The 23,967-nt window shown below is 39.3% G+C and carries 26 protein-coding genes and 1 other annotated feature; of the genes, 22 read left to right on the top strand and 4 right to left on the bottom strand.

Annotation, left to right across the window (positions count from 1 at the left end; genetic code table 11):
- The first annotated feature begins 52 nt into the window (after positions 1-52).
- The 9 genes from mutM to thrS all read left to right on the top strand — a co-directional run bounded on the left by mutM (position 53) and on the right by thrS (position 8,487).
- Complete coding sequence (gene mutM, locus ACFW0C_RS04830; RefSeq protein WP_378105856.1) at positions 53-910, top strand: DNA-formamidopyrimidine glycosylase; 858 nt, start codon at positions 53-55, stop codon at positions 908-910.
- Between the two features lie 17 nt (positions 911-927).
- Positions 928-1,536 carry a dephospho-CoA kinase gene (coaE, locus tag ACFW0C_RS04825; protein ID WP_378105854.1) on the top strand — a complete coding sequence of 203 codons (609 nt, stop codon included), beginning with the start codon at positions 928-930 and terminating at the stop codon, positions 1,534-1,536.
- Positions 1,537-1,615: 79 nt separating this feature from the next.
- Positions 1,616-2,128, top strand: coding sequence for a transcriptional regulator NrdR (gene nrdR, locus ACFW0C_RS04820; RefSeq protein WP_378105852.1), 513 nt, complete (start codon positions 1,616-1,618; stop codon positions 2,126-2,128).
- A gap of 22 nt (positions 2,129-2,150) precedes the next feature.
- Complete coding sequence (locus tag ACFW0C_RS04815) at positions 2,151-3,701, top strand: DnaD domain protein (RefSeq protein ID WP_378105849.1); 1,551 nt, start codon at positions 2,151-2,153, stop codon at positions 3,699-3,701.
- 2 nt (positions 3,702-3,703) lie between these two features.
- Entirely contained in the window at positions 3,704-4,648 is a 945-nt protein-coding gene (gene dnaI, locus ACFW0C_RS04810; protein ID WP_378105847.1) for a primosomal protein DnaI, read from the top strand.
- A 110-nt stretch (positions 4,649-4,758) separates the two neighbouring features.
- Positions 4,759-5,331 (top strand): alkaline shock response membrane anchor protein AmaP, encoded by a 573-nt coding sequence (gene amaP / locus ACFW0C_RS04805; RefSeq protein WP_378105845.1) that lies wholly within the window; start codon positions 4,759-4,761, stop codon positions 5,329-5,331.
- A gap of 44 nt (positions 5,332-5,375) precedes the next feature.
- Positions 5,376-5,582 carry a DUF2273 domain-containing protein gene (locus ACFW0C_RS04800; protein WP_378105843.1) on the top strand — a complete coding sequence of 69 codons (207 nt, stop codon included), beginning with the start codon at positions 5,376-5,378 and terminating at the stop codon, positions 5,580-5,582.
- A gap of 94 nt (positions 5,583-5,676) precedes the next feature.
- Positions 5,677-6,129 (top strand): Asp23/Gls24 family envelope stress response protein, encoded by a 453-nt coding sequence (locus ACFW0C_RS04795; protein ID WP_378105841.1) that lies wholly within the window; start codon positions 5,677-5,679, stop codon positions 6,127-6,129.
- 429 nt (positions 6,130-6,558) lie between these two features.
- The gene (gene thrS, locus ACFW0C_RS04790) at positions 6,559-8,487 is read left to right on the top strand and encodes a threonine--tRNA ligase (RefSeq protein WP_378105840.1); all 1,929 of its coding nucleotides are present in this window, start codon (positions 6,559-6,561) and stop codon (positions 8,485-8,487) included.
- A gap of 253 nt (positions 8,488-8,740) precedes the next feature.
- Here the strand turns inward: thrS and ACFW0C_RS04785 are convergent, their stop codons facing one another.
- Together ACFW0C_RS04785 and ACFW0C_RS04780 are read right to left on the bottom strand one after the other, a co-directional pair.
- Complete coding sequence (locus tag ACFW0C_RS04785) at positions 8,741-9,931, bottom strand: hypothetical protein (RefSeq protein WP_378105839.1); 1,191 nt, start codon at positions 9,929-9,931, stop codon at positions 8,741-8,743.
- A 117-nt stretch (positions 9,932-10,048) separates the two neighbouring features.
- Positions 10,049-10,582: a DNA-3-methyladenine glycosylase I gene (locus ACFW0C_RS04780; protein ID WP_378105837.1), complete on the bottom strand. Its 534-nt coding sequence runs from the start codon at positions 10,580-10,582 to the stop codon at positions 10,049-10,051.
- A gap of 196 nt (positions 10,583-10,778) precedes the next feature.
- Between ACFW0C_RS04780 and ACFW0C_RS04775 the strand changes: the two genes are divergently transcribed.
- From ACFW0C_RS04775 to ACFW0C_RS04725, 11 genes are all read left to right on the top strand, one after another.
- Positions 10,779-11,594, top strand: coding sequence for a MetQ/NlpA family ABC transporter substrate-binding protein (locus ACFW0C_RS04775; RefSeq protein ID WP_378105834.1), 816 nt, complete (start codon positions 10,779-10,781; stop codon positions 11,592-11,594).
- A 97-nt stretch (positions 11,595-11,691) separates the two neighbouring features.
- Positions 11,692-12,132: a hypothetical protein gene (locus ACFW0C_RS04770; protein WP_378105831.1), complete on the top strand. Its 441-nt coding sequence runs from the start codon at positions 11,692-11,694 to the stop codon at positions 12,130-12,132.
- Positions 12,133-12,188: 56 nt separating this feature from the next.
- Positions 12,189-12,328 (top strand) — a sequence feature (ribosomal protein L20 leader region).
- A 73-nt stretch (positions 12,329-12,401) separates the two neighbouring features.
- Complete coding sequence (gene infC / locus ACFW0C_RS04765) at positions 12,402-12,923, top strand: translation initiation factor IF-3 (RefSeq protein WP_378105897.1); 522 nt, start codon at positions 12,402-12,404, stop codon at positions 12,921-12,923.
- Positions 12,924-12,949: 26 nt separating this feature from the next.
- A complete protein-coding gene (rpmI, locus tag ACFW0C_RS04760) occupies positions 12,950-13,150 on the top strand; it encodes a 50S ribosomal protein L35 (RefSeq protein ID WP_003142016.1) in 201 nt (66 codons plus the stop codon).
- A 53-nt stretch (positions 13,151-13,203) separates the two neighbouring features.
- Positions 13,204-13,563 (top strand): 50S ribosomal protein L20, encoded by a 360-nt coding sequence (gene rplT / locus ACFW0C_RS04755; protein ID WP_290490739.1) that lies wholly within the window; start codon positions 13,204-13,206, stop codon positions 13,561-13,563.
- A gap of 334 nt (positions 13,564-13,897) precedes the next feature.
- A complete protein-coding gene (locus tag ACFW0C_RS04750) occupies positions 13,898-14,971 on the top strand; it encodes a methionine ABC transporter ATP-binding protein (RefSeq protein WP_378105829.1) in 1,074 nt (357 codons plus the stop codon).
- Positions 14,968-15,648, top strand: a complete 681-nt coding sequence (locus ACFW0C_RS04745) for a methionine ABC transporter permease (protein ID WP_378105895.1) — start codon at positions 14,968-14,970, stop codon at positions 15,646-15,648. Before ACFW0C_RS04750 ends, ACFW0C_RS04745 begins: the two co-directional genes overlap by 4 nt.
- Positions 15,649-15,682: 34 nt before the next feature.
- Positions 15,683-16,600, top strand: coding sequence for a MetQ/NlpA family ABC transporter substrate-binding protein (locus ACFW0C_RS04740; protein WP_378105826.1), 918 nt, complete (start codon positions 15,683-15,685; stop codon positions 16,598-16,600).
- A gap of 33 nt (positions 16,601-16,633) precedes the next feature.
- Entirely contained in the window at positions 16,634-17,548 is a 915-nt protein-coding gene (locus ACFW0C_RS04735; RefSeq protein WP_378105824.1) for a MetQ/NlpA family ABC transporter substrate-binding protein, read from the top strand.
- A gap of 325 nt (positions 17,549-17,873) precedes the next feature.
- Complete coding sequence (locus ACFW0C_RS04730; protein WP_378105821.1) at positions 17,874-18,413, top strand: GNAT family N-acetyltransferase; 540 nt, start codon at positions 17,874-17,876, stop codon at positions 18,411-18,413.
- Between the two features lie 59 nt (positions 18,414-18,472).
- Positions 18,473-19,495 carry a lipoate--protein ligase gene (locus ACFW0C_RS04725; RefSeq protein WP_378105819.1) on the top strand — a complete coding sequence of 341 codons (1,023 nt, stop codon included), beginning with the start codon at positions 18,473-18,475 and terminating at the stop codon, positions 19,493-19,495.
- 138 nt (positions 19,496-19,633) lie between these two features.
- On the opposite strand, the gene ACFW0C_RS04720 is transcribed toward ACFW0C_RS04725, so the two are convergent.
- The gene (locus tag ACFW0C_RS04720; RefSeq protein ID WP_378105817.1) at positions 19,634-20,335 is read right to left on the bottom strand and encodes an adaptor protein MecA; all 702 of its coding nucleotides are present in this window, start codon (positions 20,333-20,335) and stop codon (positions 19,634-19,636) included.
- Between the two features lie 129 nt (positions 20,336-20,464).
- Positions 20,465-20,881, bottom strand: coding sequence for a transcriptional regulator SpxA (gene spxA, locus ACFW0C_RS04715; protein WP_016897704.1), 417 nt, complete (start codon positions 20,879-20,881; stop codon positions 20,465-20,467).
- A 215-nt stretch (positions 20,882-21,096) separates the two neighbouring features.
- Between spxA and trpS the strand changes: the two genes are divergently transcribed.
- Together trpS and ACFW0C_RS04705 are read left to right on the top strand one after the other, a co-directional pair.
- Entirely contained in the window at positions 21,097-22,092 is a 996-nt protein-coding gene (trpS, locus tag ACFW0C_RS04710) for a tryptophan--tRNA ligase (protein ID WP_378105815.1), read from the top strand.
- Positions 22,093-22,809: 717 nt separating this feature from the next.
- On the top strand, positions 22,810-23,907 hold the full coding sequence (locus ACFW0C_RS04705; protein ID WP_378105813.1) for a competence protein CoiA: 1,098 nt from the start codon (positions 22,810-22,812) through the stop codon (positions 23,905-23,907).
- Positions 23,908-23,967: the final 60 nt, after the last annotated feature.

The raw sequence follows: 23,967 nt of genomic DNA, 5'->3' as shown, positions 1-23,967 counted from the left end.
GGCAGGTTTTGCATTAGAATAGAATAAAGAAGAGATAGTAGAAAGTGGTGTAATGATGCCAGAGATGCCAGAAGTGGAGACGGTTAGACGTGGTCTAGAAGAAATTGTTATTGGCAAGAAAGTATCGTCTGTGACAGTGACTTGGCCAAGAATTATTCAGGCAGAAGGTGGCGTGGAGGCTTTTGAGAAACGGATGCCCGGCCAGCAATTAGAGAAAGTAGGTCGAGTAGGGAAATTTTTACTTTTCTATTGGACAGATGTGACATGGATTGCCCATTTACGAATGGAAGGCAAATACCTATATGAGCCAACCGATAGCCCGGTAGACCAATATACCCATGTTATTTGTCATCTGACTGACGGTCATGACCTTCGTTACCGAGATGTTCGGAAGTTTGGCCGGATTCATATGGTTGAAAAGGCGGATACTGAAGCAGAGATTGCCAAGTTGAAATTAGGTCCTGAGCCAAACGATTTAACCTTTACTTATCTGCAAAAACGATTTGATAAGACAACAAGATCCATCAAGACAGTACTCTTAGATCAAGGGGTTATTGCGGGAATTGGCAATATTTATGCGGATGAAATTTTATTTGCAGCGAAAATCCACCCTGAACAAAGCGCTAGATCATTATATGATGAGGAAATCCAAACCATTATCACTGAGAGTCGTCGGATTATGGCGTCAGCCATTGAAGTTGGTGGGACAACGATTCGAACCTATACCAATACCTTTGGTGAGAATGGTCAATTTGCCGATTATTTAAAGGCCTACGGGAAAAAGGGGCAACCCTGTCCACGTTGTGGCACTGAGATTGAGAAAATTAGCGTGGCTAAAAGAGGGACGCATTTCTGTCCACATTGCCAGCGCATTCACCTTGCAGTGAAAAATATTACATCATCTATTTAAATTAAAACGGAGGCACTATGAGTCATATTTTAGGACTAACCGGCAGTATTGCCACAGGTAAATCAACAGCAAGCAAATTTTTTAAGAAAGCCGGTTTTCCAGTCATCGATGCGGATTACGGGGCACGGGTGGTTGTTGAACCCGGACAACCAGGTTTAGAAGCGGTTAAAGCACATTTTGGAGAGGATATTGTCTTTCCTAATGGGGTTTTAGACCGCAAAAAACTAGGCCAAATTATATTCTCAGATGATAAGGAACGAGAGAAACTGAATGAACTGTTACGTCAACCTATTCGCGACTGGTTAAACAGTCAAAAAGACAAGTATGAAGCGGAAGGCCATGAACTAATTGTTATGGATATCCCTTTATTATTTGAAGGGAATTTCGCGGATGCATGTGACCAGGTGATGGTTATTTATGTGTCAGAAACCATTCAATTAGACCGGTTAATACAGCGGGATAACTTAACTTCAGTTGAAGCTTTTCAACGAATGACTTGTCAAATGTCCATTGAACGAAAAGCCATGATGGCGGATGTGGTAATTGATAATTCGGGTTCTATTGCAAATACTGAACAACAATTGGATGCATGGGTTGGCATCTCTGGTTTTCAACCGCTAAAATAGTGGTTGAATAGCCTTTGTGCTATAATAAATCAAGCAATTATTCAAGTATATTAAAATTGAAAGCAGAGGTGTCAAATATATGCAATGTCCAAATTGTGCTTCAACCAATTTAAAAGTAATTGATAGTCGACCAGCGGAGAATAATACCTCTATTCGTCGACGTCGAGAGTGCTTAGACTGTGGCGCTCGTTTTACCACTTTCGAGCGCATCGAACGAACACCCTTATTAGTCGTTAAACGTGACGGAACCAGAGAAGAATTTTCTCATGAGAAAGTTTTACGTGGCCTGATCCGTTCTGCTGAAAAGCGTCCTGTATCAGCTGACCAACTTGAACAGTTAGCCAATGATGTTGAATCTGAATTGCGGTCTCGTAGCCAAAATGAGGTACCAGCTTCAGAAATTGGGGAGTTGTTGATGGCAGCTTTACCAGATATTGATGAAGTGGCTTATATTCGTTATGCTAGCGTATACCGACAATTTGAGGATCCGACTGTTTTCCTAAGAGAAATCGAGCGATTAAGAGGGCGGAATGACCAGGCTGAAAGTGACGTGAATCCTGAAGAGTCAAACCAAGGTCATGTAGCAGACTAAATATTTCATAGAAGGGAGGGTAATGCCAGTGACATACCCATGGCAAAATTTAGATCCAAAAGGGCTTGTTCAAATTACCCAACCCCACTGGATTTCAGATATTGACCAGCAAGTCCTACTTCACCTATACCAACCCATTATTGGTGGCATTGCCTACGCCTTTTACCAGACTTTATATGCCAATATTCAATTGTCTGACTTTGCCTCAATCCCTTTGCGTCACTTCGATTTGATGGAACAAATGGTGGCCGGTAAGGAGCAATACGTGAAGGCCAGACGGCAACTTGAAGCAATTGGCTTATTACAAGTTTTTGAAAAAAGTAATCATACAAGCCAAGATGATGTGACGACTATTTATCAATTACAAGCACCATTGGATTCTAAGCATATCTTCTCTGATCCAATTATGTCTAGTCTATTAATGGACCGGTTGGGTCAAGACCGCTATCAATTGATGCTAGATAAGTTTTCCATCAAAATGCCGATGGATTATAAATCAGGAGATTGGACGGAAGTGACCGCCACCTTCCAGGATGTCTACCGATTACCAAGCCAGTACTTTCCCATTTCTGATGAGATTGAGGATAAGTTGGTAGCTAAGAATAGCCAAACCAAGGCAACTACAATTACTAGTTCAACCTTGAATATGAACACCTTAAAAGAGTTGCTCCAATCGTCATTCATCTCTGAAAAAGCTATTACAGATGACGTGAGAGAGATGTTTGTATCCTTACATCAACTCTATGGTTTTGATGAAGTGGACTTGAAAGAATTGGCCTTATCAGCGACTGATCTAAGGACCAATAAGATTGACGTACGCAAGTTACAACGTCTGGCTTTAGACCGGTCGAGCAATCAAACGAGTACAAGCAATGTTCACCAAGCAAAAGCATCTACACAAGGGACTAGTAGCGGTTTAACGGACCGGATCACAGTTTCAGAGACTAAAGACCGCCAACAGGCAGACCAAGCTGATCAAATATGGTTAGGCAAAGGGCTTTCACAAGAAGAGTTGTCATTTTCTAAATTGGCTAGGTCTTATCCACCAATTGCTTTTGCGAAGTCGATTAAGGAACAAAAGGGTGGCTATCTGACGAAGTCTGAGGGTAACGCTATTACCGAGTTGATCAAATTAGAGGTGATTCAGCCGGCGACCTTAAATGTAATGGTCCAATATTGTTTGATTGAGTTGGAACAGAACCGGCTGACGCGCTCATACCTAGAGAGTGTTGCTGATGACTGGCGTCAAAACAAGGTGGTTGAGCCTGAAGAAGCCATGTTATACTTGAAGCAACGTAAGCAGAAGAGTGCTGAAAATTATGAAAAACGGCAACAGAACCGAATGGCTAAAGGTCGTTATCAGACGCAAAAGCAGTCGGTTAAACCAAAATGGTTAGACCCTGATTCAAGACAGGATAAATATCAAAAGCCAGTGGCTGCGCCAAAGGCAAGTGACCAAGACAAGCCTAAGCAAGATACGGCAGTCAAGAAAGAAAACAAGGCATCTTTAAGTGCCCAAGAAGCAGAAATTCAACAATTACTACAATCATTAAATCCAAAAGAAGGTGAATAAGTATGGCTGATAACAACCAAATGAAAAATGTGGGCGACTCCTTAAAACAGCAGTTCAACCGCAATCCTATGTTCAAAGAGCGACAAGCCAAAATTGAAGGGATAGTCCAAAGTGACCCAGATGTTCAGGCTTTTCTTGCCAAACATCAATTAAGCTTTGAAGATGAAATAGTGAAGAAATCATTTTCAAAATTATATGAGTTTGCCCGCGAGAACGGCAATGATGCTTTGGGCCAAAAGAAATTTGTCCAATATGCGCCCAATTTGATTATGAACGTGAACTTTATCGATGTGGATTATCATCCGACTGAAGCCTTTATCCAGCAACAAGAGGCCGAAGAATTAAACAAGCGGGTGACGATGGTCTCGATGCCGAAAAGTCTGCGATCAGCTTCTTTTGAAAAGATGACGAAAGATGACTATCAAGACCGATTTGAAGCGATTCAAAAGAGTCTGCAATTCATCTCAGCCTATACCAGTAAGCCAAATGCTTATCATAAGGGTTTGTATCTACACGGGCAATTTGGCGTTGGGAAAACCCATATCCTAGCAGCTTTAGTCAATACTTTGGCTGAGCATGGGGTCAAATCTACTTTGGTGCATTACCCAGAATTGTTAGTAGATCTGAAATCACGTATTCGGACCAATACGGTTGACCAAAGAGTTAATGAAATCAAGCAAGCGCAAGTCTTGGTACTGGATGATATTGGTGCTGAATCCAATAGTGAATGGGTGCGCGATGATGTCTTAGGTGTTATTTTGCAGTACCGGATGCAAGAACAGTTATCGACATTCTTTACCTCTAACTTCTCTATGGCTGAGTTAGAAGAATTTCTAACGACGACTAGAGAAGGGGTAGATGTGGCTAAATCTGCCCGTATCATGGAAAGAATCAAGTATTTAAGTGAAGAAATTACAGTTGGAGGTAGAGACCGTCGTAACGGTTAATACCTTCTTTTTTTATCGTCATTTACACAGCGAAATATTTGTACACTTAACTTTAAAATGATAAGCTATGCTTATATCATATATAGAAGCCAGATGAAGGAGGTGAGTGAATGGGTGGATTGAGAAAGTTCCTTCAAATCCTATTTTCACTCTTAGTTTTATTAGCGGTAGTGGCAACAGCTGCAGTCATTTATCCAATACCTTACGTAAGTGACTTTGTTGACCAATATATTGTGTCTAATCAAATGTTAGTGAATACGGTCATCGTCCTATTAGCCCTTGCATTTATTTATTTTGCAGTTGCTTTAATTTGGACCTTGGTGGCACCAGCAAAATCACGTACCTTGAAAGTGGCTAATGACTTTGGTGAAGTGAAGGTCAACCGTGATACAGTTGTACACGCGGTACACCAAGAGTTATTAGATGTGAAACAAGCCTCTCATAAAAATGTGACAGTGAAGTTTGGACGCAAACCGCAAAACACTAAAGTGACTGTTGATTACGATGTAGACAAAAATCAAGCAGTTCAAACGATTTCTTATCAAATCCAAGAAAAAGCAAGACTTGCTGCAGAACGCGTTATAGGGACAAATATTCAACATGTAAAAGTATCTGCCGCACCGTATGATGCGAGCCAGGTAAGCCAACAGGGTCGCGATAAAAACCAGGCGCGCGTTAGATAATCTTGGTCAAATAGGGCCAATTGTTGATAGGGGGCACAAAGGATATGAAACAACCACCACGTAGCTGGTATCCATATAGAAATCGTATTATTAGCGGATTGATTGCATTCATTTTTGGTTTACTGTGGATGTGGTTAGGTTTTGGACCTGCCTTATTCATCCTAGTATTCTCAGTAATTGGATACATTGTAGGCGCATATTTTGATGGGCAAATTGACTTAGAAAGCTGGTTCTCATTTTTCAATTTTTAGTATCATATTGTTTGAGTTAAGTAGATGGATTTGCTATGATGATGAAAACTTATTAGTTATATAATTTAAAAATAAAAGAAATGGGGTATTTTACATGTCAGAAAACGTAAAACACACAAATGATTTAACTTTTGAAAGCCGTGTATTAGAAAAAATTGCTTTCTATACAGTTCAAAACATTGATGGGATTTTAGAGTTAAAAGGTAACTTTACTTCAGGAATTATGAACTTCTTCTCTAGCAGCGAAGACGAAACTAAAGGTGTTAGCGCCGAAGTTGGTAAAAAAGAAGTAGCTTTAGATCTTGAAGTGATTGCTGAATATGGCAAAGATATTCCTGCCGCTTTTGACAAAGTGACTAAAGCAGTGAAAGAAAACGTTCAACAAATGACTGGTTTAACAGTTGTTGAAGTGAACATGAACGTGAATGACGTGTTAACACGCGCTGAGTATGAACGTGCCCAAAACGAACAAAAACGTGTAGCTGAACAACAACGTCGTCAAGCAAACCAAAGTGGTCAATACACTGACGGTTCACGCGTACAGTAATTTTCACCAGAAGGAGGCGGGTTTACACTCGTCTCTTTTTCCTTGTAAATCGCCTATGTGAAAAGGTTTCTTATGAATTTTGTTTGACAATTATAGACTCGATGCTTATACTTATTTTGAAATCAGATAACTATATCGATGATAAGAGACAAGCTTTAGGATTGGACATTAGGGACAAGTTGGTTAGTGAGAAACTTGCAAGATCATATAGCGAACCACTCTTTAGATCGCACCGAAACAGATGGCATTATGCACATGTGATAAGGTGTACGGGTTGCCCCCATTATCAGCAATTGAGGATAAGATATGCCCTGCATATATTATCGAACTTGGGTGGAACCACGCATATTGTTTATTAGCGTCCCATTCTAGTCTTTTAGGCTAGGATGGGACTTTTTTTATTTTTTAAAAGGAAAAAGGAGGAAAAACATGATTGACTTAGTATTCCCAGATGGGGCTAAAAAATCATTCGAAGCAGGCGTTACTGGTCGTGACGTCGCTGCATCAATTAGTAACTCATTAGCAAAGCGCGCATTAGCGGCTAAAATTGACGGTGAATTGGTAGACTTAAATGCCCCAATTAATGAAGGTGGCGCGATTGAAATCGTTGATCCTAAACATGAAGATGCATTAAGTATCTTACGTCACTCTACTGCTCATCTAATGGCACAAGCGATGAAACGTTTATACCCAGGTATTAAATTTGGAGTAGGCCCAGCCATTGAAACTGGTTTCTACTACGATACTGACCAAGAAAAACAAATCGCTGAAGAAGATTTACCTGTGATTGAAGCGGAAATGGCTAAAATTGTAAAAGAGAATTATCCAATTGAACGTCGTGAAGTGACTCGTGCTGAAGCCAATGAAATCTTTGCGGATGACGAATACAAACTAGAAATCATCGCAGACTTACCAGAAGATGAATCGTTAACAGTATACTCACAAGGTGAATTCACTGACCTTTGTCGCGGAATCCATGTACCATCAACTGGTTATATTAAAGAATTCAAACTATTATCTGTTGCCGGTGCATACTGGAGAGGTAACTCAGATAACAAAATGATGCAACGTGTTTACGGTACAGCATTCTTCGAGAAACGTGACTTGAAAGAATTCATCAAACAACGTGAGGAAGCTAAAGAACGTGACCACCGTAAATTAGGTAAAGAATTAGATATCTTCATGGTAAATCCTGAAGTTGGTTCTGGTTTACCATTCTGGTTACCAAAAGGTGCAACTGTTCGTCGTATTATCGAACGTTACATCGTTGATAAAGAAGAATCACTAGGTTATGAGCATGTGTATACACCAATTATGGCGGATGTTGAATTTTATAAAACTTCTGGACACTGGGACCACTACCATGAAGATATGTACCCACCAATGGATATGGGTGACGGTGAACAATTAGTTTTACGTCCAATGAACTGCCCACATCACATGATGGTTTATAAAAATGATATTCACTCTTATCGTGAATTCCCAATTCGGATCGCGGAGTTAGGTATGATGCACCGTTATGAAAAATCAGGCGCTTTATCTGGTTTACAACGTGTACGTGAAATGACTTTAAATGATGCGCATATCTTTGTACGTCCAGACCAAATTAAAGAAGAATTTACACGAGTATTGCAATTAATTAAACAAGTCTATGATGACTTTAATATTACAGACTACCGCTTCCGTTTATCTTACCGTGATCCAGACAATACGGATAAATACTTTGATGATGACGAGATGTGGGAAAAAGCACAAGCAATGTTAAAAGAAACAATGGATGACTTAGGTTTAGAATATTTTGAAGCCATTGGTGAAGCAGCGTTCTATGGTCCTAAATTAGACGTACAAATGAAAACGGCTTTAGGTAACGAAGAAACAATGTCTACTGTTCAATTAGACTTCTTATTACCAGAACGCTTTGACCTCACTTATGTTGGTCAAGACGGTCAAGATACACACCGTCCAGTGGTTATCCACCGTGGTGTCGTTTCAACAATGGAACGTTTCGTAGCTTACCTAATCGAAGAATACAAAGGTGCCTTCCCCACTTGGCTAGCACCAGTTCAAGCGAAATTAATCCCGGTTAACGATGAGGCACATGGTGACCATGTTGAGGAAATCCGTCGTCGAATGAAAGCTGCGGGTATGCGTGTTGAAGTCGATAACCGTAACGAAAAAATGGGTTACAAGATTCGTGAAGCGCAAACCCTTAAAATTCCATACCAATTAGTATTTGGGGACAACGAAATCGCTGAAAACACAGTAACAGTGCGCCGCTATGGTTCAAAAGAAACATTATCAATGCCATTTGATGAATTCTTAGCGCAATTAGAACAAGACATCAAAGCATATAAATAAAAGGGTGTAAGCGAGACCGCTAAGCTCAACAACACTGGAAGAATATTGCCGTATCAAGCAAAGTGTGATGCAAACTATTCTGAAGTGGACTTGAGCTGGTCGAGCACCCCCGACTAAACAAGGTGCGAGAACCGACGCCCTACGGATCTACGGATATAAAGGCAAAAAACGCCGATAACATTTGTTATTGGCGTTTTTTACTATGCACAAATAAAAAGAGAGATTGAATGTTCACCCAAGCTCTCTTCTATTTCTATAAATATAATTCCCCGGCTTGTAATACGGGTTCTAAGTGACCTAATGGAATGGTCGCCATACTTGGGCGTAAGGTTCCTTTGTTTTCATCGCGTCCTTGGATAACCAATTTTGCGTCGTCTTGACGGTATATATTGATCCCTTTAACGATTAATTGTTGGGTTTGGTCGCCAGAATAACGGTTGAACAATACCGCTAGCTTAACGAAAGGTAATTGGGTCATCATTGGATAGTCACCCATAGAGTCTCCGAATACCAAAGCTGGTTGCTTGCCGTGTTCGGCTACCATAAAGTTCTTAATCACTTCTACTTTTCCTAAGCCCTTAGTGATAAAAGTACCTTCTTCCAGACGAGAATCCATAATGCCATTTTCATCCACATCATAGCACTGTCCGAAAACTTGGCTTTTGTCTAAGTTGAATGGTGCTTCAGTGACCACTGAACGCACCAAGTCAATTGGACTAGCGGTAATGACATAGATGGTGATGTTGTTGTCTTTAAGCACTTGCCATAAGTGAAGGATTTCATCTGGGATACGAATCCCTTGTTCGAAAGAGGCTTCTACTTTTCCGACCTTGCTCTTAATATGTGGGCTAGAAAATAGTCGGCGTAAGGCGATTGGTTTAGCCAAGGCATCTTGGAATACAGCTACAGATAAGGCTTTGAATTCTTCAACAGTATAGCCTTTAAACCAATAAATCGGTGAATTTTCGCCAGGTGTTCTTTGGAACTCACTACCTGCTAGTTGGTAGAACAAACGCAATTTCGCTGCAAATTCGCTGAATTGGGTTAATTCCTTTATTTGTTCTAACGGCAAGCGTTCGCTCTCATCTAAGGCAATATAGTCGGTATATAAGACTTGGTACTGTGCGATGATATCGTCCGCCAAATCAGTGTAAGTTGCCATATTTTGTGAATTTGGGAAAATAGGTTGGTTGAAATTCATCGGGCCAGTAGTTAAGACGTCATAGAATTCATCTGGTGTCATTTTGTAGGCCAAGTGATCAATCATGTACATCATCAAATGGTCTTCAATATCGTGCATGATTGTAGTGTTGTCAAAATCAAATACAGCGTATGCAGTATCTTGCTTACTGACACTTGCTTCTGAAGCTGATTCACGAATCACTGTATTCAAACGTTGGATAACAAAAGGGTCCCATTTTTGTTGGTTGATATTTAATGGCATAAGATTCTCCTCGCATGTTTATAAATAAATTGATGTTATTACTAACTTACATCACATTATAAAGTAAGCCTAATAATTTCATGTAAAATCTAAGTCATAATTAAGTAAATAAAATCTTTATCTGAAGTCGCACTGTGGTTCGTGGTGGTTATAGACACCAATCGTCTCTAGAAATGATTCAATTGTAGTTGTCCCGACAAATTTAAACCCTCGTTTCTTCAATAATTTCATCAAAGCTTTATTGATTTCGTCCTCATTTCCGTCAAACTCGGCCACCAATTGATGTGCTGTTTGATAGATGAAGTCTCTAAAACTTGGAAAATGAGTATCTTCCTCGATTGCTAGCGCACACTGGGCGTTGTTTATCATAGCTTGGATCTTTTGGCGGTGACGGATAATCCCTTCATCAAGCATGAGGCGCTCAACATCAGTTTCATTAAACTTGGCCAAGGCCTCCATGTCAAAATCAGCAAAAGCTGCTCTTAGCGCAGGCCGCTTTTTCAGGATAATCGCCCAGGATAAACCGGCCTGCATAGATTCCAAACACAGGGCCTCAAATACTTCTTGGTTAGTGGTTTTACCTTGCCCCCATTCTTTGTCATGATAAGCGATCATGTCTGGGGTATTGGCAAATTGACAGCGTGTAACCATGGAAAAACTCCTTCACCTTGCAAGAATCGCTAGGATTTTTTAGTGTGTCCAAATTATAGCAAATTTAATTTGTTTTTAATAGTTGAGTTCGTAATTAACGATTACTTATGATTAAAGTAAGGTATTATCAATATCATGAAACCTCCACTATACTGAAGTTGTGAAAAGAAAATAATTTGATATGGGGGAAGGGTTTATGAAACATTTTGTGAAGTTTGGGTTATTGGGTTTATCGGCAACAGTGTTGGCAGCTTGTTCTAGTGATAGTAGTGAGGAAATAACGATTCGGGTCGCGACTTCGCCAGGTCCTTATAGTGAGTTATTTTTAGACCAAGTGGCGCCAAAGCTAGAAGAAGAGGGTTATACAGTTGAAGAAATTGAGTTTACGGACTTGCGGTCAGCGGATGTGGCCTTACAAGAAGGGTCAGCTGATTTAAACGTAGACCAACATTCCTTGTATTTAGCCAACTTTAATGAAGAAGCGGGTGCAGAACTGACGGCTGTGACACCGGTACCGACTGTGCCAGCAGGTCTTTTCCCTGGCACCAAGGATGATTTGGCTGCTGTCTCAAGCGGGGACCGTGTAGGTATCCCGGATGATCCGTCAAATTATACGAGAGCTTTACTCGTTTTAGAAAAAGCGGGTTGGATTGCATTAAGTGAGGATGCCAACCTGGAAAGTTTAAGTGTTGATGACATCGCAGAGAATACAGCGGGCATTGAAATCGTGCCTATGCAATCAGCGACCATCCCAAGAACCTTGGAAGATTTAGCCTACGCCATTATTCCTGGTTCAATCGCCTATGATGCGGGCGTTGACTTCTCTACTATGTTGCTAGCAGAGGATGTGCGTGAGGACTTGCTACTGCAAGCTGTGGTTTCCAATCCTGAAACGGTGGAAGAAGAGTGGGTGCAAGCAGTCGTAGACATTTACAATTCGGATAGGTTCCAATCACAAATTGAGGAAATCAATCATAATTCTGATGAAACTTACTGGATCATTCCAGATTAAGAAGGCCGAGAGAAAGTCTAAACATTTATAGAAAACGTTTACACAAAAGGGTCATTTCCTATATGATAGGGGTATCAAGAGAATAGGAGTGATGTACATGGTGGAAGTTTACACAAACTACTGGGAAAATCGACGCGATGGTGTTCGAAAGGAACATGGATCATATGCTAGCGAGGAAGCGGCCTTTGAGGGCATTCAAAGCTGGTGGACACTTCATCAAGAAAAGTATACCGACGTAAATAAGCGACGGACCAATTCAGGTGCTCTAGAAATTACATATGGTGATGACAACTACTACTATCGTATTGAGAAACGGCATTTGGACAAGTTACCGTCCACTAAATGTAAGTTGAGAAGTCCTGGTGAGATTGACAGTAAACGTAAACTGGCGCAATTAGATGATGAAACTTTCCTATTTGAAGAATTAGCAGAACCTTATCGTGACCTACTACTTGTTGCAATGGGGGACGGCCAACGGGTCAAGGACTTTATCTACGATGAAAAAGGTCGACCAATCCGCGAACTGACTGAAGTATAAAATTTAAAAGAAATGATTGACAAAGACATGTCATGGTGTTATACTATTGGAGTTGAGAAAAGAAGCAGAAACACCCGTTTCTCACCTGAGTTGACAAGTTACGTCCTCGGGTTGATAGATATTCAGTTCACACAGACTCGATCTGTGTGCTTAATACGACGGGTAGTGATTGTGCTATCCGTCGTTTTTTCTATGTGAAATTTCTCTTTCATACAGATTTATGCAATCTTGCAGAAAAATTTCTTTTTATACAGCATCAATGGAGGTGTATTACTATCGCAAAAGATATGTTCGTAAATGAAAATATCCGTGCACGTGAACTTCGTGTAATTGATTCTGAAGGTGAACAATTAGGTGTGTTAAGTAAAGACGAGGCTTTAGATAAAGCTGAGCAAGTTGAACTTGACTTAGTACTAGTATCACCAAACGCAAAACCACCAGTTGCCCGTATTATGGATTACGGTAAATACCGTTATGAGCAACAACGGAAAGAGCGTGAACAACGTCAAAATCAAAAACAAGTCAGTCTGAAGGAAGTACGTTTATCTCCTACGATTGAAAAAAATGATTTCGACACAAAATTGCGTCAAGCTCGCAAGTTCCTTGAAAAAGGTGACAAAGTGAAAGCTTCAATTCGCTTCCGTGGACGTGCTATTACGCACAAAGAAATCGGTCGCGAAGTGCTAGAACGCTTTGCAGAAGAGCTTAAAGATGTTGCAGAAGTTGAACAAAGACCAAAAATGGAAGGACGTTCAATGTTCCTTCAAATGGCACCAATTGCTGACAAATAATTGAACACTTTTTAGGAGGAAAAAACATGCCAAAACAAAAAACTCACCGCGCTTCAGTTAAACGTTTCAAAAAGACTGCTTCAGGTAAATTAAAACGTAGTCATTCAGAGCGTTCTCACCGTTTCCACGGTAAAACTAAAAAACAACGTCGTCAACATAAACAAGCGACTACAGTTCATTCAACAGATATTAAACGTATCTCACAAATGATGGACACTTACAAATAAGATTATCTAAGCGTTCAGTCAAGGACTGAACAGTACCAAAAGGAGGAAATTAAATGGCTCGAGTTAAAGGTGGAACAGTAACACGTCGTCGTCGTAAAAAATATCTTAAGTTAGCAAAAGGTTACTTCGGTGCGAAGTCTAAATTATACAAAACAGCTAAACAAGCTGTAATGAAATCTTACACTTACGCATACCGTGACCGTCGTCAAAAGAAACGTGACTTCCGTCGTTTATGGATTACACGTATTAATGCAGCTGCTCGTATGAACGGAATGAGCTACAGCACATTAATCAACGGCTTAAAAGTTGCTAACATCGACATGAACCGTAAAATGTTAGCTGAATTAGCAGTTAACGATGCTGATGCATTTGCAGCTATCTGCGAACAAGCGAAAGCAGCTTTAAACAAATAATTCAATCAAAGTCCACGTAGCACCAGCTTTTAGCGAGTGTCTACTGGACTTTTTTTGTTTATGAGGAGTATTTTATATTGTGTTCGGTTTATCCTATCAAGGGTTATGACATATTCGTATTATCCAAAGCGCAGAACACTTGATAAGATATGTGTTAGAAATAGCCATGGTCCATCTTTTCAAAAAATGAAGCATGAATATTAGAGGATGATAGAAAACGCTATTGCATAGTGGTGGATTCAATCAAGATTAAGCTAAAGTAAGTCATCTTATGATAGAATGAAGCGATAGCGTCAAAAGGAAAAATTTATAAGTTAATGTAGAGGTGAAGCAGATGTCGATTATCGACTTAAAAGACGTCGCGGTAAAATTTGATACACCGAATGGTACCGTTGATGCAGTAAAAGATGTCAATATTTCAATCGATGAGGGCGAAATATTTGGCGTGATTGGTTACTCTGGTGCAGGGAAATCCACACTAGTTCGTACCATCAACCGCTTGCAACCAGTAACTTCTGGTCAAGTAATTGTAAATGAAAAAGAAATCAATGCCTTATCAGAAGCAGAATTACGTGCTTCTCGCAAGAAAATTGGGATGATCTTCCAACACTTTAATTTAATGAATGCGAGAACGGTTGAGGGCAATGTCCTTTTCCCATTGAAGGATTCTAAATTGTCTAAGGAAGAGAAGAAACTGAAAGTACATGAGTTGTTGGAATTAGTTGGATTAGCGGACCGCAAACATGCTTACCCAAGCCAACTATCTGGCGGACAGAAACAACGGGTAGCGATTGCGAGAGCTTTGGCTAACGATCCAGATGTCTTATTATGTGACGAGGCAACTTCTGCCTTAGACCCTAAAACAACTTCATCAATCCTAGAATTATTGAAAGAATTGAATGAACGCTTAAACTTAACAATTGTCATCATTACCCATGAAATGCACGTTATCAAAGAAATTTGTAACCGTGTGGCCGTAATGGAACATGGTGTGGTTGTTGAACAAGATACAATTTTCAATATCTTCAGAAACCCACAACAAAAATTGACCAAAGACTTTATAGAGTCTGCGTCACCAATTGAAAAGGGGATTCAAGAAGTTCTAAGCAAACCAGAATTGTTGAATATTCACCCAGATGACCGCGTAATCCGCGTGACCTTCTCAGGTGCTTCAACTGGGGATCCTTTAATTTCTAAATTAACAGAGCAATTCCAAGTGAAAGCGAACATCTTATTTGGTAATATTGAAATTTTACAAAATATTCCAGTAGGTACTTTGCTACTAAGCCTAAGTGGTGAGGATGCGAAAGTACAAGAAGCCATTGAATTTATTACCTACGAAGGTATCACTTTAGAAGAATACAAAATTGAAGGCGACCACTATATTCAAGAGGAGGTTGATGCATAATGAATTTTATCGAAAGTATCTTACCAAATGCAGCAAGTATTCCTGATGAATTTCTAGAAGCAACAATTGAGACGCTCTATATGACACTTTGGACTGCAGGACTTGGATTTGCTCTCGGTCTTGGACTAGGTGTTTGGTTAGTCTTAACACAACCTAAAGGGTTAAAAGCCAACGCAGCCGTTTACGGTGTCTTAGACAAGTTTGTGAATATTTTCCGGTCTATTCCATTCGTTATTATGATTGCCTTACTTGTGAATATCACAAGATTAATTGCGGGTACTTCAATTGGTACAACTGCAGCAATCGTGCCCTTAGTCGTAGCAACTGTGCCATTCTATGCCCGTCAGATTCAAAATGCCTTGGTTGAAGTCAACCCAGGTGTTATCGAAGCGGCACAAGCAATGGGTTTGTCTACTGGGGATATAGTCTTTAGAGTTTACTTAAAAGAAGCCTTACCAGGTATTATCCGTGTATCTGCACTGTCAATCATCAATGTGATTGGACTAACAGCTATGGCCGGAACTATCGGTGGTGGTGGTCTTGGTAACTTGGCTATCACACGTGGATACAACCGATTCCAAACAGATGTAACGATTATTTCTACAATCATTATCTTAATTATTGTCTTTATCTCTCAAGCTATCGCTGATCGCTTGGTGAAAAAAGTAGAGCACTAAAAATCTGTCACTAATCAAATTTTGGAGGAGAATTATGATGAATAACAAATTTAAATTATCTGCAACAATCTTTGCTTCAATTATTGCTTTAGCTGCTTGTGGTACAACTGGTAATGAAAGTGCATCAGATGCATCTGAGTCTGCAACTGAAGAACAAGCTGAATACACTGTTGGTGTCGTTGGTGATACTGAACGTTTAGTATGGGAAGACGTTGCTGAACGTGTAGCAGACGAAGGCATCACCTTAAATGTTGAAACCTTTACTGACTACGTAACACCAAACACTGCTTTAGTAGATGGTTCATTAGATTTAAATGCCTTCCAACATTTAGCTTACTTAGCTGAATTTGTGGCATCAAACAATGCTGACTTACAACCAGTTGGTTATACTTATATCTCTCCAATGGGTGCTTACTCAGAATCATTAGAAAGCATCGATGATTTAGCTGATGGTGGTACAGTTGTTATTCCTAACGACGTGACTAACGCTGGCCGTGCCTTATTACTATTAGAATTAGCTGGCGTAATTGAAGTTGACGATGCTGCTGGTATTACACCAAGTGTTGAAGACATCACTGCTAACCCTAAAGACATTGAAATTACTGAAGTTGACGCAGCTCAAGTACCTCGTTCGCTTGCTGATGCTGATTTAGTAGTTGCTAACACAAACTACGCAGTCGATGCAGGTTTAGTACCTGAAGAAGATTCAATTTTCTTAGATACTGATGACTTGGGTTCATTAGGTGCACAATACAAAAATGCTGTTGTTGTAAAATCTGAAGATGCGGAAAACGAAGACATCCAAACAATTGTGGAAGCTTACCAATCTGACGAAACTGCAGCTAAAATTGATGAAGTAACATCAGGTGCTGACCAACCAGCTTGGACAGACAACGATGACATCGCAGCTGACTTTGAAGAAGTTGTAAACCAAAGCCAACCAGCTGAATAACCAATTCAATTTATATTGGGAGGAGGAAATTGGATGAATAAGAAAGTGAAGTTTTCAGCTACTTTATTGGCTTCAGTATTCGCTTTAGCCGCTTGTGGTAATGGTGGGGCTACTGAATCAGATTCTGCAGCCTCAAATGAAGTAGCCAATACAGAAGAAAGTTCTGAATATACGATTGGTGTTGTGGGCTCTGCAGCTCATGATGTTTGGGATGACGTAGCAAGTCGTTTAGAAGATGAAGGTATTCAACTGAATATTGAAGAATTTTCTGAATACACTACGCCAAACAATGCGCTTGCAGATGGATCACTTGATTTAAATGCCTTCCAACATTTAGCTTTCTTAGCTGACTATGTAAATGCAAATGATGCTGATTTACAACCGATTGGTTATACTTTCATTTCACCAATGGGTGCCTACTCAGATGTTGTTGAAAATATTGATGATTTAGCGGATGGTGCTTCAGTCGTCATTCCAAATGATGTGACAAACGGAGGGCGTGCCTTACAATTGTTGGCCTTAGCAGGTCTAATTGAATTAGATGACGCTGCGGGTATATCACCAACAGTAAGTGATATTACTGCAAATGATAAAAACTTAAACATTACTGAAGTGGATGCAGCACAGGTTCCGCGATCTCTTGCGGACGCTGACTTGGTGGTTTCAAATACCAACTATGCAGTGGATGCTGGATTAAATCCTTCTGACGATGCGATCTTTGTGGATACTGACAACTTGGATGATGTTGGTGCGCAATACAAAAATGCAATTGTTATCAGGGCTGAAGATGCAGAAAATGAAGACTTCCAAAAAATCGTGGAAGCATATCAATCTGAAGAAACGGCTGGCGTAATGGATGAAGTAACATTAGGCGCTGACAAACCGGCATGGTCAGATAATGATGATGTTGCAGGTGAATTTGCTAACGTGTTAGAACAAACCGACTAGAAAATTTATTTGGTGACAAGCTCTTGATTAGAAATACTGAAACGTGGGAAATGGGTTTTCACCTGTTTTCCACGTTTTTATATTAAGTGGTCTTTCAAAGCACACCAGCTGAATAATTTGCAATTATAGCTTTACAGCGGCAAAGCAAGTACAGGAAAAAGCCAATTATTGTTGGAAACTGGTTTTTTATATCGCAATTATCGCAAAAATTAAATTTATTTCATTATCTCTTTCTAGTAATATTCTATCTATGATTTAAAGATTCAATCTGATAAAATAAGTTGAATTTATTCAAAGTAAAAAATGAACTTAGGAGAAGACATGAATGAGTCATATTAAGATGGGACTAGCACTTCGCCAATCAGTTGAGGGTGATATGGCGCAATTAACTAAGATGCTTGAAGATGCGATTGCTTTACTTGCATTGAATAATGTAGATCAATGGCAAAACGGTACAATATCCAGCAAAATTCTATTAGGCGCAATTATGCATGACCAGGGCTTTGTCTGGGAGCAACGGGATACAGCAGGGATTGCAGGATTCTGTGTTTTAGATACTTACGATCAACTATACGAAGAACCCCTTGCTGAAGGCAAATGGACTGTAGAGGGCCCTTATTTGGCGATTCACCGTGTCATGGTTTCCCAACATTTACGTGGTCGTAAAGTTAGCACTCAAATGTTTTTAGACATAAAAAAAATGGGGATAGTCAATAACATTGCCTCATTACGAATTGATACCCATCCAGACAATATCATAATGCAGAAAACCTTGAAACGTAACGGTTTTGTCCGCACTGGTTTACTTTATATGCCATCAGGCAGTCCGCGCTACACTTACGAATTTGATTTATCCCAGTTTTAGACTAAAATAGTAGCTATAGCTTTACAAAAATTTAGTCTGGAATAGAGAGGTAGTAAGTTATGTATTATGTTAAGAACGAACGTAACGGTGAAGAGATTTTTGACCCAACTGTTAATTTGGCGATTGAATATTTTCTATTGAACGAGAAGAAGTTAGATGAACCCATCTTGCTTTTTTATATCAACGAACCTTCGATTATTATTGGTAAGAATCAAAATACCCATGTTGAAATTAATGAGCCTTACGTGAAAGAACATAATGTCCACGTTGTCCGCCGTTTTTCAGGTGGTGGGGCGGTTTACCACGACTTAGGTAACATCTGCTTCTGCTTCATCACCAATGATGACGGCAACTCATTTAGGGACTTTAAGAAATTTACCGAGCCTATTATTGAATCTCTTGGCAAAATGGGTGTTGAAGGGGCTGAACTTAGGGGCCGTAATGACCTTGTAATCGGTGATCAAAAGTTCTCTGGCAATGCCATGTATGCTAAGAATGGCCGTATGACAGCACATGGCACTTTGATGTTTGATGTCGATATTGACGAAACAACGAAAGTATTGAAACCTAAAGCCGCTAAATTGAAGGCTAAAGGGGTTAAATCAATCCGTTCTCGGGTAACGAATATCAAGCCACACATGGATGCTGCATCTCAAAACATGACGCTATTCGACTTTAGAGCAGCCTTATTGCATAACATATTTGATGTTGAAAATCTTGAAGACATCCAAGAATACGTCTTAACTGACGATGACTGGGCATGGATTGAAGATTTCCGTCAACAATATACCAATAACGATGATTGGAACTACGGTGAGAATCCGGACTTTGAAATCATCAGAGATGAAAGAACGCCTGCTGGCCAAATCGAATTCCAATTTAATATTTCAAAAGGTAAAATTAAAGCATGTAAAATCTATGGCGACTTCTTTGGTTTAGGGGAAATTACTGACGTTGAGAATGCCTTGATTGGTCAAGAATACAGCCGTGAAAATTTAATCGATGTTTTTAACAGTATTAACATTAAAAGCTATTTTGGGAACGTGACAGCCGAAGAATTAGCTGATCTAGCTTCATTATAAAAATAGAATATTACATAAGTAAGAAGGGGCGAGGATTCAAATGGATTCTTGTCTTTTTTTTGATTAAAGGTAAATTTTGCTACAAAAAAAACCAGCCAACCGATTTGGTTAACTGGTTTATGAATACTATGGTTTGTCTTAGCCAAATGCGCGGCGAATTTGGACACTCGCGTTGCCTCTGGCAATTTCAGTTCCGCGTTCACGGATTAATCCAGCATTCAATGCGGATAATTCAGCGTATTCTTCGGCGAATGAAATTAAATCTTCAATTTCATCATCCGTTAATTCGTTTGCTTCGAATTTAATCAAAGCAAAGTAAGATTCGTTATAAACGTATAAGTCTACTTGTGCAAATTCATCCTTAAAGTCACGCGCGAAAGCTAGGAAATCTTCAAAAATCCGGAAGACTAAAGTAATTTCTCTAGGAACACGAGGTTCGTCTGTTTCAGCACTCGCTGCTTTTTTCTTCTTGTCTGCCTCTTGTGTAGCGTGGTCATCTAAGACGTTTTGGCGTTCGTTTGCTTTTGCTTTATCTTCATCTTCAAGCTCGCCGATTGTTTCCATTAATTGTTGGAAAGCACTATCTTCTTCATTGTCATCGCCAAAACCTTTACTGATATACAAATCGATACCGTTTCTTTTTGGCATTACTTGGAAAGTGATCGCTTCAGTGTGTTGGAATTTCTGTGACACATCGACCTCTTCAAGGATACTCATGAAAAAATGCTCAACTTCGTTTTGATTGCTCATGATATCCATAAACGAGATGCCTCGCTCAATTAAATCATCAGTATCTATAAACACGCGGATAGTATTTTCGTTAATATACTCCATTTCCATCGTAATCACCCCAATCTATTAATAAGTAGTGTAAACTAATTGATGCGAAAGTTAAAGTAATTTAGTTTGAGAAAATAAAAAGAGTACAGAAATTTGCACTCTTTCCATCATATTATCTTGTTTTAAAATTTAATTTGCGTGTGCTTCTTGTTCTTCGTAAGAGGCCAACGCTTGTTGTAATTCAAGTTTACGAACGCTTCTTGGTAAGAAACGACGAATTTCATCTTCGTTATAACCAACTTGTAAACGTTTATCATCTAAAATAATAGGGCGTCGTAACAAACCAGGATTATTTTGGATTAATTCAAATAAATCGTTCAACGGAATTTCATCAAGATCAACATTTAATTCTTGGAATGCTTTTGATCGAGTTGAAATGATTTCTTCAGTACCTTCCTCTGTCATGCGTAGGATGGCTTTGATTTCATCTTCTGTTAATGGTTCTGAAAAGATGTTTCTTTCGGTGTAAGGAATTTCATGTTCTTCTAACCATGCTCGAGCTTTGCGACATGAAGTACAACTTGGTGATATGTATAATTTTACCATGTGTATCTCTCCTTTGTATGAAAAACAATTCTTAACTAACATATATATAGTATACCACATAGTTTGTGAATTTTCTATGGGTTTTTTAACCAATTTTGACGTATCAAAGATAAGTTATTTTAGCGGTATCATCTAGTTATTAGAACAAGGCGGGTACTAACAAGACAGTAAAAATATGCTATACTAGAGTAGAATTTAAGTGAGGGGATATTTAGATGACAAAACGTATTTTTTCTGGTGTACAACCAAGTGGAACACCAACAATCGGTAATTATGTTGGTGCTATAAAGCAATTTATCGAATTACAAAATGACTTTGAAGCCTATTACTGTGTAGTTAACCAACATGCCATTACAGTGGCGCAAGATCCTGAGGAGTTACGTAAAAACACTCGTTCACTAGCTGCCTTATATATTGCTCTAGGGATTGACCCAGAAAAAGCAACGATCTTTATTCAAAGCCAAGTACCGGCCCATGCACAAGCTGCTTGGATTGTTCAATGTAATACAGCCTTAGGTGAACTAGAGCGTATGACACAATTCAAAGATAAATCAGCTAAACAAACATCAGTTTCAGCAGGTCTATTAACTTATCCACCATTAATGGTAGCGGATATCATTTTATACCAAACAGATTTAGTACCTGTTGGGGATGACCAAAAGCAACATCTTGAGTTAACAAGAAACTTCGTTGAACGCTTCAACAACCGTTATACTGGCAAGAAAGAAAGCCCAATTCTAACAATGCCTGAATTCTACGCACCTAAAGAAGGTGGCCGTATCATGAGCTTGCAAGAACCAACCAAGAAAATGAGTAAATCAGACGAAAACAAAAAGTCATTTGTATCATTATTGGATGATCCAAAAACAATTACCAAGAAAATTAAATCTGCAATGACAGATTCTTCTGGTGAAATTTCTTACGATAAAGAAAACAAAGCCGGCGTATCTAACTTGCTAACGATTTATTCTTCATTCGCCAACCGTCCAATTGATGACATCGTCGCTGAGTACCAAGGTGCTGGTTACGGTAAATTCAAACAAGACTTAGCGGATGTCGTGATTTCTGTACTTGAACCAATGCAAGAACGTCATGCAAAATTGATGGCTTCATCTGAATTAGATGACATCTTAGCGGATGGTGCCAAGAAAGCCAATGAAGTAGCCAATGAAACACTGGCTGCCATGGAAAAAGCAATCGGATTTAGATAAGCCGACGAAACTAATCAAACTTACCAATTCAAATAAACAATTCTCATAGTGTGGTGTTAGCAAACCAAGTTGGCTAGCACCACGTTTTTTTGTGAAAATTGCCCGGAACAGTTTATTTGGCAAATAGTTTATAAAGTATATAAATTCTTGTAAAACTTGCTAATATATCATGATAGCGGACTAATTTTTGACGTGTGGGATTGTTAATAATGTGATTGGTGTCCCAGTCCTCTTTCTACCAAGGTTACGCCAATTGTGTCATGGCGTGCCATTATCATTATCGGTAGTCTGCTGGCCTTTATATTCGGGGGCATCTTTTCTTTAGGGGCAGTTGACATGCCATTATTACCCAATAAAATATGCGGTCGTCAATATTTTGCCAAAGACTTTCCAATGATCAATTTTATTTCAAATATTGGAATTGCCTAGGCAAATACCTTAGTAGGCTATGTTTACGACCTCACCGGGTCTAATTCATTAGCTTTTATCATAGGTATGAACTTCCAAATCTTTGACTAAGCGCTCTTATTCATTGCCGTGGAGAGTCGACTAAACCACAAACTAGCCTCTGAACAAGCAAGTTAAATAACCACTCATATTTCGCCAAGTAAGGACCATACCTTGCTTGGTTTTTTAATTGATTAAATTTTTTTGAAAAATAGTCTGACGCTTTTGAATACTTAGAGCGTATATAATTAAGTGATAGGGGGCTAAGGGATGAAATTTGCACAGAAAGAAGACGAATCATTTGTCTTTGCAGTAGATCTAATTGACGAACACGGTAGAAAAATACCGACAACAGAAAGCTATTATTGCAGCCGATGTAAGGGGGCTGTTTACTTAAAGAAGGGGAAAGATACGAGGCCTCATTTTGCCCACTATGCTAAAGCAATTAAAGACCACAATAAGGTGAATGAATCTGATATCCATTTTGACCAAAAGACGATTATTCACGGCCATTTAAAGGCGGTTGATTTAGAAGGTTATATGGAGCATGCAATTAAAAATCAAGTGAGGCGGGCCGATATTTATGTGCCCAAGCAAGTCAAGGTTAGTAATAACCTAGCTATCGAATTACAGTATGCCCCCATTTCTGCTGAAGATGTCTTCAAACGCCAAGCGGATTATCAGGCGGTAGATTGCCGTGTTCTATGGTTGTTAGGTTACCAATCTATTTATCAAAGCATTTTTGATCAGAACCACAAAGGACCCACCTCTAAGACTTTGCATGCCGTCCGTCCCTTTTTACGGTATGCTTACGAGTTTGGATTTTATCTGCCTTTTTGGCATGAGGCCTCAGGTAAAGTAGTTTTATTGACACTCAACCTATATGGACAAGGGCAAAAGCAAATTCGAATGTCCATTGAACGCTATATTCACTACTTCAATGATCATTCCACCTATGAAAAGGGCGACTTTTTGACCAGTTTGTTATTTGGCAAAGACCATCCCATAATTAGTCCATCCCCCAAAGATTTAGATAAGTTTATTAAGAAAGTTCTTGTTAGTCCAACAGTTAATCAACAAAAAATTCTAGAAATCATTTACCAACGACAAGTTTACTTACAAGAAGCACCAGCGGATTTATATACCTACCAGGCAACCGCAATGTTTTCAAAAGTGGCTGACTGGGCCATTATTCTAGCTTATGTAGGCATTTATCAAAAGAATGACCCTGAATTTGAGCGGACGCATTTTGCTCAATTCGCCAATGTATTATTCGACAATCAACTTGTCATTGACCATCCATTGTTTACCAAAGAAATCATTATTTCATGGCTGATGTGGCTATATGCTAACTACGAAAATAGCTAGCTTATTAATGTAGAAACCAACCTTCATGTGTTAAAATGAAAATACTATTAAAAAACGGAG

This window comes from Aerococcus sp. NPDC058936 (assembly GCF_042741995.1).
Taxonomy (GTDB): Bacteria; Bacillota; Bacilli; order Lactobacillales; family Aerococcaceae; genus Aerococcus.
The sequence above is the reverse complement of the archived record's forward strand: the minus strand, read 5'-3'. Positions and strand labels throughout refer to the sequence as shown.

Bases quoted from the DNA above. Each gene is read 5' to 3' on its own strand.
- ACFW0C_RS04780 (WP_378105837.1), bottom strand. From the start codon at position 10,582: ATGGTTACACGCTGTCAATTTGCCAATACCCCAGACATGATCGCTTAT.
- mutM (WP_378105856.1), top strand. From the start codon at position 53: ATGATGCCAGAGATGCCAGAAGTGGAGACGGTTAGACGTGGTCTAGAA.
- rplT (WP_290490739.1), top strand. From the start codon at position 13,204: ATGGCTCGAGTTAAAGGTGGAACAGTAACACGTCGTCGTCGTAAAAAA.
- ACFW0C_RS04750 (WP_378105829.1), top strand. From the start codon at position 13,898: ATGTCGATTATCGACTTAAAAGACGTCGCGGTAAAATTTGATACACCG.
- spxA (WP_016897704.1), bottom strand. From the start codon at position 20,881: ATGGTAAAATTATACATATCACCAAGTTGTACTTCATGTCGCAAAGCT.
- ACFW0C_RS04785 (WP_378105839.1), bottom strand. From the start codon at position 9,931: ATGCCATTAAATATCAACCAACAAAAATGGGACCCTTTTGTTATCCAA.
- coaE (WP_378105854.1), top strand. From the start codon at position 928: ATGAGTCATATTTTAGGACTAACCGGCAGTATTGCCACAGGTAAATCA.
- ACFW0C_RS04740 (WP_378105826.1), top strand. From the start codon at position 15,683: ATGATGAATAACAAATTTAAATTATCTGCAACAATCTTTGCTTCAATT.
- amaP (WP_378105845.1), top strand. From the start codon at position 4,759: ATGGGTGGATTGAGAAAGTTCCTTCAAATCCTATTTTCACTCTTAGTT.
- ACFW0C_RS04720 (WP_378105817.1), bottom strand. From the start codon at position 20,335: ATGGAAATGGAGTATATTAACGAAAATACTATCCGCGTGTTTATAGAT.
- ACFW0C_RS04730 (WP_378105821.1), top strand. From the start codon at position 17,874: ATGAGTCATATTAAGATGGGACTAGCACTTCGCCAATCAGTTGAGGGT.
- ACFW0C_RS04735 (WP_378105824.1), top strand. From the start codon at position 16,634: ATGAATAAGAAAGTGAAGTTTTCAGCTACTTTATTGGCTTCAGTATTC.
- thrS (WP_378105840.1), top strand. From the start codon at position 6,559: ATGATTGACTTAGTATTCCCAGATGGGGCTAAAAAATCATTCGAAGCA.
- ACFW0C_RS04705 (WP_378105813.1), top strand. From the start codon at position 22,810: ATGAAATTTGCACAGAAAGAAGACGAATCATTTGTCTTTGCAGTAGAT.
- ACFW0C_RS04725 (WP_378105819.1), top strand. From the start codon at position 18,473: ATGTATTATGTTAAGAACGAACGTAACGGTGAAGAGATTTTTGACCCA.
- ACFW0C_RS04800 (WP_378105843.1), top strand. From the start codon at position 5,376: ATGAAACAACCACCACGTAGCTGGTATCCATATAGAAATCGTATTATT.
- trpS (WP_378105815.1), top strand. From the start codon at position 21,097: ATGACAAAACGTATTTTTTCTGGTGTACAACCAAGTGGAACACCAACA.
- rpmI (WP_003142016.1), top strand. From the start codon at position 12,950: ATGCCAAAACAAAAAACTCACCGCGCTTCAGTTAAACGTTTCAAAAAG.
- nrdR (WP_378105852.1), top strand. From the start codon at position 1,616: ATGCAATGTCCAAATTGTGCTTCAACCAATTTAAAAGTAATTGATAGT.
- ACFW0C_RS04815 (WP_378105849.1), top strand. From the start codon at position 2,151: ATGCCAGTGACATACCCATGGCAAAATTTAGATCCAAAAGGGCTTGTT.
- ACFW0C_RS04775 (WP_378105834.1), top strand. From the start codon at position 10,779: ATGAAACATTTTGTGAAGTTTGGGTTATTGGGTTTATCGGCAACAGTG.
- ACFW0C_RS04770 (WP_378105831.1), top strand. From the start codon at position 11,692: ATGGTGGAAGTTTACACAAACTACTGGGAAAATCGACGCGATGGTGTT.
- ACFW0C_RS04795 (WP_378105841.1), top strand. From the start codon at position 5,677: ATGTCAGAAAACGTAAAACACACAAATGATTTAACTTTTGAAAGCCGT.
- dnaI (WP_378105847.1), top strand. From the start codon at position 3,704: ATGGCTGATAACAACCAAATGAAAAATGTGGGCGACTCCTTAAAACAG.